General features: G+C 46.0%; 10 protein-coding genes. 8 read left to right on the top strand and 2 right to left on the bottom strand.

Translation table 11 applies throughout. The annotated features are described in order from the left end of the window. Nucleotides 1-3: 3 nt before the first annotated feature. A complete protein-coding gene (locus N773_RS0101230) occupies nt 4-1122 on the bottom strand; it encodes a carbamoyl phosphate synthase small subunit (protein ID WP_037287015.1) in 1119 nt (372 codons plus the stop codon). A gap of 282 nt (nt 1123-1404) precedes the next feature. Here N773_RS0101230 and N773_RS0101225 point away from each other — a divergent pair, with 282 nt between their 5' ends. The 4 genes from N773_RS0101225 to N773_RS19505 all read left to right on the top strand — a co-directional run bounded on the left by N773_RS0101225 (nt 1405) and on the right by N773_RS19505 (nt 5045). Beyond that, on the top strand, nt 1405-2739 hold the full coding sequence (locus N773_RS0101225) for a TrkH family potassium uptake protein (protein WP_024856066.1): 1335 nt from the start codon (nt 1405-1407) through the stop codon (nt 2737-2739). A 19-nt stretch (nt 2740-2758) separates the two neighbouring features. Continuing rightward, nucleotides 2759-3403, top strand: coding sequence for a potassium channel family protein (locus N773_RS0101220; protein ID WP_024856065.1), 645 nt, complete (start codon nt 2759-2761; stop codon nt 3401-3403). A gap of 92 nt (nt 3404-3495) precedes the next feature. Further along, nucleotides 3496-4725: an aminopeptidase gene (locus tag N773_RS0101215; protein ID WP_037287003.1), complete on the top strand. Its 1230-nt coding sequence runs from the start codon at nt 3496-3498 to the stop codon at nt 4723-4725. Continuing rightward, nucleotides 4722-5045, top strand: a complete 324-nt coding sequence (locus N773_RS19505; RefSeq protein ID WP_024856063.1) for a hypothetical protein — start codon at nt 4722-4724, stop codon at nt 5043-5045. The genes N773_RS0101215 and N773_RS19505 overlap by 4 nt, the downstream gene beginning before the upstream one ends. Nucleotides 5046-5315: 270 nt before the next feature. Here the strand turns inward: N773_RS19505 and N773_RS0101205 are convergent, their stop codons facing one another. Then, nucleotides 5316-7820 (bottom strand): leucine-rich repeat protein, encoded by a 2505-nt coding sequence (locus N773_RS0101205; RefSeq protein ID WP_024856062.1) that lies wholly within the window; start codon nt 7818-7820, stop codon nt 5316-5318. A gap of 566 nt (nt 7821-8386) precedes the next feature. Between N773_RS0101205 and N773_RS0101200 the strand changes: the two genes are divergently transcribed. From N773_RS0101200 to N773_RS0101185, 4 genes are read left to right on the top strand one after another with little or no spacing between them, the layout of a single operon-like run. Further along, nucleotides 8387-9775: a condensation domain-containing protein gene (locus N773_RS0101200; RefSeq protein ID WP_024856061.1), complete on the top strand. Its 1389-nt coding sequence runs from the start codon at nt 8387-8389 to the stop codon at nt 9773-9775. Nucleotides 9776-9829: 54 nt separating this feature from the next. Next, on the top strand, nt 9830-10069 hold the full coding sequence (locus N773_RS0101195) for an acyl carrier protein (protein WP_024856060.1): 240 nt from the start codon (nt 9830-9832) through the stop codon (nt 10067-10069). Nucleotides 10070-10083: 14 nt separating this feature from the next. Next, nucleotides 10084-11616 carry an AMP-binding protein gene (locus N773_RS0101190; protein ID WP_024856059.1) on the top strand — a complete coding sequence of 511 codons (1533 nt, stop codon included), beginning with the start codon at nt 10084-10086 and terminating at the stop codon, nt 11614-11616. Beyond that, complete coding sequence (locus N773_RS0101185) at nt 11613-12569, top strand: alpha/beta fold hydrolase (protein ID WP_043537718.1); 957 nt, start codon at nt 11613-11615, stop codon at nt 12567-12569. The genes N773_RS0101190 and N773_RS0101185 overlap by 4 nt, the downstream gene beginning before the upstream one ends. Nucleotides 12570-12705: the final 136 nt, after the last annotated feature.

The following is a 12705-nucleotide window of genomic DNA, read 5'->3' as shown; positions in this document are numbered from 1 at the left end:
CTGTCAGACATTTTCAGATTCGGGAGAATTTTTGTACTCGTCTATCAACTCGCAGAAGCGGTCAAAGAGGAAGCCCGTATCCAGAGGACCTCCGCAAGCTTCGGGGTGGAACTGCACTGAGAAAGCAGGTTCATCGGTATAACGCACGCCCTCGCAGGTGTTGTCGTTGGCATTTACGAAGCTTTCCTCAGCCCCTGCGGGCAGGGTATCGCTTACAACTGCGTAACCGTGGTTCTGTGAAGTGATATATACTCTACCGGTAGCTACTTCCTTGCAAGGCTGGTTAGCACCTCTGTGACCGTATTTCAGCTTCTCGGTCTTTGCGCCGTGTGCAAGTGCCAGCAGCTGGTGACCAAGGCAGATACCAAAAGTAGGTATTTTAAGCTCACCTATCTTTTTGAGTTCTTCTATTATCTCAACGTTCTCCGCAGGATCTCCGGGGCCGTTCGACAGCATTATACCGTCGGGAGCAAGCTCTTTTATCCTGTCGATCTTGGTGTATGCGGGAACTACCGTTACCTCGCAGCCCCTGTTCACAAGACATCTTCCGATGTTAGCCTTTGCACCGAAATCGTACAGAACAACACGTCGCTTAGCTTCACCATCGGGTGAGAAAGTCTCTTCCTTATCGCAGGTGGTGTTCTTTACCGCCTCTACTATTTTATAGTTCTTTACTTCCTCAGGTACTGTGCCGTCGGTGGATGTAACTATCTTTCCGTTCATTACACCGTGCTCTCTTACTATCCTTGTCAGACGTCTGGTATCTATACCATACATACCAACAATGCCGTTATTACGCAAAAAAATGTCAAGATCACCCTCGCATCTGAAATTGCTGGGCTCTTGACACCATTGTCTTACGATATATGCTTTTACATGGGGACGGCTGCTTTCAAAATCCTGGGGGATAACTCCGTAATTTCCGATCAGAGGGAATGTCTGAACAACGATCTGTCCATAATAGCTGGGATCGGTAAGGGTCTCAAGATAGCCCGTCATAGCGGTAGTGAATACTATCTCACCAACAGCTTCGCCGACAGCGCCAAAGCTTTTGCCCTCAAAAACTGTGCCGTTTTCAAGAATTAGATATGCCTTCTGCACTTTAAATCCTCCTTTAAACATTCTTCAAGATATTATAGCACATCACGACTTATTTGTAAAGGGCATTTAATACAAAATTCAGATATCCCGATCAGCCATTCGTACCCCATTTTGCTGTGTTGGTAAGAAACACAGGTGTGCGAAATAAAGATTTATTATTCAAAACTTTTTCTATTAGATATGCAGAACTTTCCAATATCCTGCAACGTTTCGCCATAAATATTATTTACAAATTATTAATAGCATATTAATCCCAAATATGATATAATTTATACCGTATCGAAAAAAGAGGTGTAGAACACTATGGAAAAAAAGAAAACTAACAAACATCTTAATTCATTCCAGATAATCATATTCGGTTTTCTCGGGATAATACTTCTGGGCGCACTGCTTCTGATGCTGCCCATATCTTCGCAGGCAAGGGCTTTCACGCCATTCACAGACTGCCTTTTCACTGCGGTATCCGCCACCTGCGTTACAGGTCTGGTGGTAAGGGACACGGCTACTTACTGGTCGCTTTTCGGAAAAGTCATAATACTGCTGCTGATACAGATAGGCGGCATGGGCGTTGTCACCATGGGTGTGACTATCATGCGGCTCTCGGGCAAAAAGATAGGTCTTGCACAGCGAAGCACCATGCAGGATTCCATATCAGCGCCGCAGGTCGGCGGTATCGTCAAGCTCACGGGATTTATACTCAAAACGTCCCTGATGATAGAGCTTATCGGCGCGATACTACTCTTACCCGTATTTATAAAGGATTTCGGAGTAGTTACGGGCATCGGTTACTCGGTATGGCACTCCATATCCGCTTTCTGCAACGCGGGATTTGACCTGATGGGTGTGCGCGAACCATTCTCGTCACTGTGTTCCTATCACGATAATATATACCTTAATATAGTGATAATGCTGCTGATAATCGTGGGCGGCATCGGCTTCCTGGTATGGAACGACATAAAGACCCACAAGCACCACCTCAAGAAATACAGCCTCCAGAGCAAGGTAGTACTTATAACCTCCCTGCTGCTGACATTCATACCTGCTGTATACTTTTTCTTCTGCGAATACAGCAAGCTGCCTATGGGCGACAGGATAATAAGCTCCATGTTCCAGTCGGTAACTACAAGAACTGCGGGATTCAACACTCAGGATCTTGCCGCTATGGACGGTTCGGGAACACTGGTCATGATAATGCTGATGATCGTGGGCGGTTCACCGGGATCAACTGCGGGCGGTATGAAGACCGCTACTCTTGCTGTTCTGTTTTTCTCGGCTATAACCGTATTCAGCCGCAGAAACGATGTACAGTGCTTCAAGCGCCGTCTTCCCGAGGAAGCTGTGCGAAATGCGGCGGCACTGCTCTTTACTTATCTCACCCTGTTCATAACAACAGGCATAGCTATAAGCCGTATCGAGGGTCTGCCTATACTCACCTGCCTGTTTGAAACAGGTTCCGCAGTAGGCACGGTAGGTCTTACACTTGGTATAACCAGCACACTTTCACTGGCACCAAGAATACTGCTGATGATACTGATGTTCTTCGGAAGAGTAGGCCCCCTCACACTGATATATGCGGCACTGCCTTCAACCGAAAATGTTAAGAGCAAACTGCCGATGGAGAGAATATCCGTAGGCTGACCGAAAGGAGAAAATAATTATGACAAGTGCATTGATAATAGGCGTGGGCGAATTCGGTGCCCATATCGCCAAGAGAATGAGCGAGCTCAACTGTGAGGTAATGGCAGTTGATTCCAACGAAGACCGCATAAACGAGATACTACCATACGTTACCAGCGCAAGGATAGGCAATTGTACCGATGCAGAGTTCCTGCGTTCACTGGGTATCGGTAATTTTGATATATGCATAGTTGCTGTCGGCGGACTTTTCCAGGTATCGCTTGAAACCACCTGCACGCTTAAAGAACTGGGTGCTAAGTACGTTCTTGCAAGGGCAACCAACGATGTGCAGATGAAGTTCCTGAGAATGGTGGGCGCTGACGAAGTAGCTTACCCCGAAAAGCAGACTGCTATCAGGATAGCAACAAAGTACGCATCGGAGACTATACTGGACTTTATCCAGCTTGACAACAACTACTCCATATACGAGCTGAAAATACCCAAGGACTGGTATGGCAAGAGCCTTGCACAGGTGGATATAAGAAAGAAGTACAATATAAATATACTTACTTTCAAGCGTGGAGACAACGTATTCCTGCCCACCGCCGACACCGTGGTGCTTGAGGGTGATATTGCTTTCGTTATCGGCGAGGTAAAGGACATCAACAAGTGCTTCAGGATATAAGTTATAATTTCTCATAAGACATAATGACCCGCTCATGTCACCTGACAGGGGCGGGTCAAACGATAGACGATACAGAAAACGGAGGATATAAAATGGCAATATCTGAAAAACTGCTGAGAAAATACGCACAGCTGATAGTCCGCATGGGCGCAAATGTTCAGCGCGGGCAGATAGTTCAGCTGACAGCAGCTGTTGAACAGCATGAATTCGCCGCGCTTGTAATGGAAGAATGCTACAAGGCAGGTGCAAAAAAGGTCAACATGAACTGGTCGAGCGATATGCAGAACAGACTTGACCTGCTGTATGCCGAGCAGGACACCCTCGCAAAAGTCCTGCCATGGGAAGAAGAAAAAATGAAGCAGATGGTAGAAGACCTGCCATGCAGGATATTCATAGTATCCGATGACCCGGATGCACTGAACGGAATCGACCCCAAGAAGATATCCGCAGTTTCTCAGGGCAGACAGGCAGTATTCAAGCCCTACCGCAACGCCATCGAGGGCAAACATCAGTGGGTGATAGCGGCTCACCCCTCAGAGAAATGGGCGAAGAAGTGTTTCCCCGATGCAGAAAATGCTGTTGACAAACTGTGGGAAGCTATACTTAAAACAGTCCGCGTAAGTGAGGACAACGACCCCGTTGCCGACTGGCAAGCCCATATGGACACCATAGTCACAAAGGCTGCATGGCTGAATGAGCAGGGATTTTCTTCCCTCGAATACAAAAGCTCCAACGGCACGGATTTCAAAGTCACCCTGATAGAGGGCGCTAAATGGGAGGGTGCAAAGGACCTCAATCCCCTGAACGGTGCCGAGTATATCCCCAACATACCCACCGAGGAGATATTCACCTCACCATATGCAGGAAAATGCGAGGGCACTCTTGTGGCAGTCAAGCCCCTTTCCTGGAACAGCCAGCTTATCGAGGATTTCTCCATAACATTCAAGGACGGCAAAGCCGTATCCTGCAAGGCAGGCAAAGGTCAGGAGCTTCTGGAGCAGATGATAAAGATGGATGACTGCGCTTGTATGCTGGGCGAGGTCGCACTTGTGCCAAAGGAGAGCCCTGTCAACCAGTGCGGCTTCCTTTTCTATGAAACACTCTTCGATGAAAATGCCTGCTGTCACTGCGCTTTAGGTATGGGCTTCAAGGAAGTTCTCCCAGACGGCGACAGCCTTACCGTTGAACAGGCTAAGGAGCGCGGCATCAATGATTCCATCATCCATGTGGATTTCATGGTGGGTGCTGACGACCTCTCCATAGACGGCATACGTCCAGACGGCACCAGAGTAGCTGTCTTCCGCAACGGTACATGGGCATGAGCGGAGATATTTTCAGCGAAGCTGACAGACGCATTCAGTGGGCGGATATCCGCGATGAACTCAGGCACGCCCTTTCAGAACTTGGCTACCCCACTGAATTTGCAGATGAAATAGCAAAGTACATCGGCAGTCCAAAAGGGATACAGCGCATGACATGGTACGTGAACTACGTCCGCCCCGAAAAGACCGAACTTATAGTCGATGAGATGCTTGCGATAAAAAGCGAGATAGACGCCTGGCGCGAACGCAAGGAAAGCCAGCAGGCAAACGCGGCGTACAATATGATACTCAACTACGGACTTGACGATGAAGAAGAATAGTACTTCTCTGAAATATACACCTATATAAGTTATGCCCCCAGACGCAGTCGCTTGGGGGCATTTTTCACTTAACACAGCACTACATTTTTCCACCGGTCCATCTTTTCCCGGTGCATACAGTCATTTACCCGAGATAATATCTTATTACATATTTCTCTTCACCTTTTTATAAACTGCTGAATATCAGAAAGAAACGCCATAGCACTTCTCTGAAATACTATGGCGTAAAAATTATTTATCTGCAATTTTTATTTTACAGCTATAAGCGGCTTAGTTCAGAGATCTCTTACCCTTTACAGCGGCTGCTATCCTTGCAAGGTCGCTGACATTTATCTTGCCGTCCTTGTTTATATCTGCAAATTTCTTGGCTTCATCATCAAGCTGTCTTTTGCCCTTGATGAATGCGGCAACCTTGGTGATATCAGTAATATTTATTTTACCGTCGCCGTTTATGTCGCCCATTTTTCTATCGGAAGGATCCACATGCTCACCATACTCGGGTCTGTCATAAGCACTGAGAGTGTCGTTCTTGAAAGTAGTTTCAGCGAACTTCATATCGTGAACTTCAGCATAGTCCTCGGGATATGTGCCCTTTACACCGTGTAGAGTTATGGTTTCACCGTAAGCGTTCTCATCGAAGTAGCTGAATGCCGATTCGGAGATATTTTCGATCTTATCGCCTACATAGATATCCTTGAGGGATATGCACTTGTCAAACACATTGTTGCCTATCTTCTTTACTGAATAGGGTATCTTTATCTCTTTGAGAGCATTGTCAGACTGGAATGTTTCACTCGGTACCTCTTCCAGTCTTCTGCTGAGGGTAACATCTGTCAGCTTGGGGCAGTTCTTGAAGCTGGCGCTTCCCATTTTGCTAAGGCTGTCGGGAAGAACTACCTTTTCCAGATTCTCGCAGTTCTCAAACACACCGTTGCCCATTTCTTCGATACCCATAGGCAGGGTGATCTCAGTGAGTGCGTTGCATCCATTGAATACATTGCTGCCGATCTTCTCGATTATTTCCTTGTCGCTGAAATTGACCTTTGTCAGTGCAGTACAGTCTTCAAATACGTTGCTGCCGACGGTTTTGCACTGTTCGGATACGGTAACTTCGGTCAGCTGAGTACACTTCTCAAAAGTGGAATCAGGCAGGGTTTCAAGCTTTGAGGGAAGAACAGCAGTTTTAAGACCGGAGCCTCTGAATACGCCCCTACCGAAAGCAGTAACTGTTTCGGGGATATCGATAGATGTGAGAGCGGTACAATCCTTGAAAGCTTCTTTTTCAAATTCCTCAATGCTCTTGCCGAAGTTCACCTTTTTGAGTGCTGTACAGTTATCAAAAGCACTTTCGCTTATCCTTACTACCGAATCGGGGATAGTTATTTCCTCAACTGCGGGAGCATATGCAAGCAGGTTGTTTACAACTTCAACTGCGCCGTCGGGAAGATTGACTGTTTTGAGAGAGCCGCACTTGCTAAAAGGACCTTCATTGTTTATAAATCCACAATCAACAGTCTCAAGGGACTTAGGAATATCTATCTCGGTGATAGCTGTGTTCTCGAAAGAATTTCCGCCCAGTATTCTGAGGTTTTTAGACAGCTTTACACTTGCAAGATCGGTGCAGTCTGCGAATGCGTATGTACTTATCTCCGTTACGCTGTTGGGTATCTCAACAGAAGTCAGACCTGTAGAACGGAATGCGCAGTCTCTGATAGTGACAACAGTATTAGGTATAGTTATCTGTTTTATCGCACCAAGGCCTGCAAGCAGTCCATCAGGGATAACTGTGATGCCGCTTTCGATGGTAACATCTGTCAGCGAAGGACAATTATAGAAAGGTCCTTTGTCTGTATTCAGGAAGCCTGTTTCTGTTACCTCTATCGATTTGGGTATGGTAACGGAAGTCAGACCGCTTTCCGAGAACGCATAGGTCTCCATTTTTGTAAGAGCCTTTGGCAGGTCTATCTGGGTAAGTGCCGAGCAGTAACGGAAAGCACTGTCGTTTATGGTCGTTACGGTGGAAGGTATAGTTACCGAAGTGAGCTGTTTGCAGCTTGCAAAGAAATAATCGGGAACAACAGTTATAGTATTCGGGAGAACAACGCTCTCAACTCCCGAGCCTGCAAGCAGTGCAATAGGAAGCTCGTCATCTTCGTCATTGAATTTCACTGTTTTGAGGTTTTCACATCCATCGAAAGGACCTCTGTCAAGGCTGAGAAACGTTGTTTCGACTGTATTGAGTGAAAGAGGAACAGTTATGCTCTCAACTGCGGTCTTCTCAAAACACCTTGTTCCCAGCTTTTCGAGTTTTGCGGGCAGGTCGAAGTCTTTGAGCTTTTCACAGCCTGAAAATGCAAAGTTCTCGATCTCTTTTACATTTGCGCCGAACTTTACAGTCTGGAGGTTTGAGCAGCCGTAAAAAACATTTTCACCTATGAACTCAACTGTATCGGGGATAGTTACGCTCGTAAGCTCCTTGTAGTTCATGAACAGCTTATCATCCAGCCTGACAACAGGCTTGCCGCCTATCTCTGCGGGGATATCCACAACAGCAACAGCGGCATAGTTCTTGCTGTCGGTCTTTGGCAGAAATTTGTTGAGTACTGCGCTGCCTGTTTCAGCATCTAAATAGTACTGGAACAGACCCTCGGTTTCCAGGTCGTCCGCAGATACGGTAATACTTGTCCTGAAAGTACCGATGGTACTCTCGGGCAGAACAGCCGCACCTCCGAATACAATTGTTAACGCCAGAACAGATGCCAGAATTTTTTTCATTATGGTTTCCTCCCTTATAGAAAATAAAATTTGTCCTGCCAATTATGACAGTGATTTTGACGAATGAGATATCTAACATTATAATTATATTACATTACACAAAATTTGTCAATGAGTACTAACAATTATTATTGAAACTATCAGTTTGAGAGTAGCAAACCATGACCAAATTGTTAAATATCCCCACTGAAACCAAAGCTTTGCACTTCCATGTTTCTGAAAATATAATACCATTTCCGAGTCGGTTTTTCTACCAACAGGAGTTTGAAATTACGCAACAAACAGTTGCAATTTTTCAGAATATACGCATATTATCAGCGAATATACACATTTCTGCAGCTTAGTCCGAATAAGCTCCAATAATGATACATACTGCACGTTGACCAAAGTCCATAACAACCGTCAGATCATTCCACTTGTTTCTGTCAGATATGTGTATATAACAAAAATATTCTGTTACGGAACATCATATTTAGCATTGTTAATAATTGACAAAGTCAATAGTCAGGTGTATAATTATGAACATAAAGCAAAAGCACTGTAAACAAGCAGTCGGGAGGAACTATATGGAAAAGAGATACGAACTAACCGCCGCACAGAAAATGCACTATCGGTGGATAAAAGAATACGGCACACAGCAGGTGTCGGGACTCAGCATAGTTGCGGCTTTTAAAATGGAACTTGATATCGGGGTACTGAAAAAGTGCATCGAGCTTGAAAAGCAGAGGTATTCATGTCTTCGGCTGAGATTCACCAAGCCCGATATGAACGGCGAGATACAGCAGTACATAGCCGACTATCAGCCAGAAGAGATAAGGGAATACGATCTTACCGAAATGACCTTGAGTGAAGCTGACAATATCATGCAGAACTGGGCATACGAAACTTTCGATGGCGACGATATACCAATGTGCGAATTCCGTATAGTAATGCTGCCCGAGGGGTACACAGGGTTCTTTGTGCACATGGACCATAGGCTGAACGATTCGGTGGGCGTGGCTGTTATGGCGACGGATATAATGGGGCTTTACAAGCATTTCAAATTCGGTGATGAAGAACCTGCTCCCCTTGCGGATTTTGAAAAGGTGCTGATAAGCGACCTCGAAAAAGCTTCCAACGAAAAACGTCACGCAAAGGCAAAGCGTTTCTGGGAGGAGGAACTTGATACTCTGGGCGAACCGCTGTATTCTGATATACAGGGAACTTCGGTACTGGAAGAAGCCCGTAAAAAGCATGACGACCCTGATCTACGTGCGGCGGATATCGAGCGCAAAGAGCTTTTTGTGGCGGTAAAGGATTATCAGCTTGAAGTTGACAGTATGCAAAGGGCGATAAACTTCTGCCTGCACAACCAGATATCCCCCACCAACCTGATACTGCTGGTGATACGCACCTATCTTTCAAAGGTGAACGGCGGTCAGGAAGATATCACAGTGGAGAATTTCATATCAAGGCGCTCCACCAATGATGAACTGACCTCGGGGGGAAGCAGAACGCTTTGTTTCCCCTGCAGAACTGTTATTTCGGGAGATACCACTTTCATCGACGCGGCGCGTATGATACAGAATCATCAGAACCGCATATATATGTTCAGCGGATACGACCCGCAGTTTATCCGTGATGAGATGAAACGCCGCTACAATACTCCCGATGATACCACCTATGTCAGTGTGTATCTCACCTATCAGCCCCCGATGAATACTAAAGACCTTGACCCGAACGCGGAAAATCTTCCCATGTATGTAAAGTGGTTCGCAAACGGCGCGGCTACCAAAAAGATGTATCTGACGGTGTCCCATCTGCCTGACAGAAAACTGAATTTCTCATACCACTATCAGACAGCACACCTTACTGAAAAAGATGCTGAGCTGATGTACTATTACATGATGCGTATACTGTTCAGGGGCATAGAAGACCCCGGCAGGACTATCGCAGAGATAATCGATATGGTTTAAAAGACAAAAGAAAGTTTATATAGAATGGGGGATACCCCCGAAAGGAGTTTTATTATGGAAGAAAAATTCAAGGAGATAGCTGCACGCTACTGCAAAGGAGATATCGGAGAGATAACAGATGAAATGGCTATACGCGAAGATCTTGGGCTGAGTTCACTTGACCTTATGACATTTCTGGGCGATCTGGAAGACGAGTTCGATATAGAGTTCGATCTTGAAGAGGACGAGCAGAAACTCAGCAATCTACGCACTGTCGGCGACGCTCTATGTCTGCTGAATTCTCATATGGGCTGATTCGGGGTGATATCATGAAAAAAACTATTCACACCCTGTGGAACAGAAGTGTACAGGACTATGCCGACCTCCCTGCTGTGAGATGGCTGGTAAAAAAAGATATAAAAGAGGTAAGCTACAAGCAGGCCGACGAGATCATCAGCGGGCTGAGAAAAGGTGCCGCCGCACTGGGATTTGAGCACAGACATATCGCGCTGGTGGGAACAAATTCAGTTGAATGGATAGAAGCTTATATGTCGGTGGTGACAAGTACAAATACCGCTGTCCCACTTGATTCCGCACTGCCTGCCCATGACCTCATCGATCTTATCGACCGTTCGGATTCCGAGGGCGTTTTCATCGACCCTAAGTTTGCGACACTTGCAGATGAGATAAAAGACAAATGCAAAAAGGTGAAGAAGATATGGACACTTTCCGATGAAGCGATCAGCGGAACAGATTCCCTCAACGACCTTATCACCGCAGGCGAAAAAGCTGATGAACCCTCCGCCCCCGAAGAAGAGGATATCTCAATGATAGTTTTCACCTCTGGTACCACAGGCAAAAGCAAAGGCGTTATGCTCACCCAGAGCAACCTTTACACCAATATCGAAGCTGTGCTTTATGATGAGGATCCGGGACTTGTATTTTTAAGCGTACTGCCCGTACACCACTGCTTCTGCCTTGTTATGGACTGGCTCAACGGTTTCTGGATGGGGGCTGTTATATGCATAAATGATTCGCTGATGCATATGGTAAGGAATATGAGTATTTTCGAGCCCGATGTCATGCTGATGGTACCCCTTATGGTGGAGACTATATACAAACGTTTACGAACAGCTGACCGTACTATACCAACGGATACCATCGCAAAAAAAGTATTCGGCAGAAATCTAAAGTACATATTCACAGGCGGAGCGCATCTTGAACCCTACTATATAGAAGAATTCAAAAAGTACGGTATAGACGTTTACGAGGGCTACGGTATGTCGGAGTGTTCCCCTGTTATATCCTCCAACAAGATAGGCGACAGCAAAGCGGGTTCCATAGGCAGACCTCTGCCCAATGTTGAGATAAAATTCGTTAACGGCGAGATACTCGTCCGCAGTACCAGTGTGATGAAAGGCTATTACAAAATGGAAGAAGAGACCGAAGAGACCCTCAAAGACGGCTGGCTTCACACAGGTGACAAGGGCTATATCGACGAGGACGGTTTCCTGTTCATAAACGGCAGGGTAAAGAACCTTATCATACTTTCAAACGGCGAGAACATCTCACCCGAGGAGATAGAGACACGGCTTGGAGTAAACGACCTCATTGGCGAGATAGTAGTTACAGGCGAGGACAATATGCTGACTGCAAGGATATTCCCCGACCCCGAAATGACAGGCGGTATGACCGATGAGGAAATATACTCGGCACTTCAGGAGATACTGAACGGATACAACAGTCAGCAGCCCACCTACAAACAGCTTTCAAAGCTTGTGGTAAGAAAATATCCATTCCTGAAAAACACCACCAAAAAGATAATACGTGCCGAAGTTTACAGAGATGAGCAGGGCGCATGAACAGTCTTATAAATATAGTTGAAACTACCTATACCCATATCTCTGGTACGGACGGACTTCCCCTGAGGGTGCTGAGGATAGAACCCACAGACCCCGGAAGCATACGGGGGATAGTTCAGATGGTACACGGCAAGAACGAACACAAGGGACGGTATGCGCCGTTCATGAGGTACCTTGCGGCTAACGGATATCTGACCATCTGCAATGACCACCGCGGTCACGGCGAGAGCGTTCATCGTCCGCAGGACAGAGGTTATATGTATGAGGGAGGATATAAAGCACTGGTGGAGGACATTCACGAGATAACGCTGGAAGTCAAGGACTACGCCCATAAAAGATGCGGTGGAAAAGCTCTGCCGATGATACTTCTGGGACACAGCATGGGTTCGCTGGCGGCACGGTGCTATATAAGAAAGTACGATGATGAGATAGACAAACTTCTGCTTATCGGTTCGCCCTCAAAGTCAAAAAATATAAAACAGGGACTGATGATGCTGAGATCACTTGAACATATCGAGGGCAAAAGGGCACGTTCAAAGCTTGCCGATCTGCTCATCATCGGCGTGAACTATGAATTCAAATTCAGGAAAGAGGGTTTGAAAAACGCCTGGACAAACAGCGAACGAGAAGCAGTCATAGAACACAACAATGACCCTCTTTGCAGGTTCAGGTTCACCCTCAGCGGTTACGAGGAGATGCTTAAAATGTCCATGCTGACCTACTCGGGCGGGTACACTCCGAAGAATCCCCATATGCCCATAAGGTTCTTTTCGGGTGCGAATGACCCCTGTGCTATCTCAAAAGAGCGATTTATCGGGGCACTGCATCTGCTGAAAAAGATAGGCTATACCAACGTCCGCGGAAAGATATACAACTGTATGCGCCACGATATCCTGCACGAAAAAGAGAAGCATAAGGTGTATTGCGATATCCTGAAGGCTATTGGGGAATGATAACATAGCTTTTCTCCCCGGCATATATCACCACTTATCCGAAAACTATCCCCCGGTACTTTACATTTGCAGTTTTTTGTGTTATAATTTTAGTAAATAATTGGAAATAAATTTTCATTCCAATATTAACCGGGAG

It is taken from the genome of Ruminococcus albus AD2013 (genome assembly GCF_000526775.1).
Classification (GTDB): domain Bacteria; phylum Bacillota; class Clostridia; order Oscillospirales; family Ruminococcaceae; genus Hominimerdicola; species Hominimerdicola alba_A.
The sequence above is the reverse complement of the archived record's forward strand: the minus strand, read 5'-3'. Positions and strand labels throughout refer to the sequence as shown.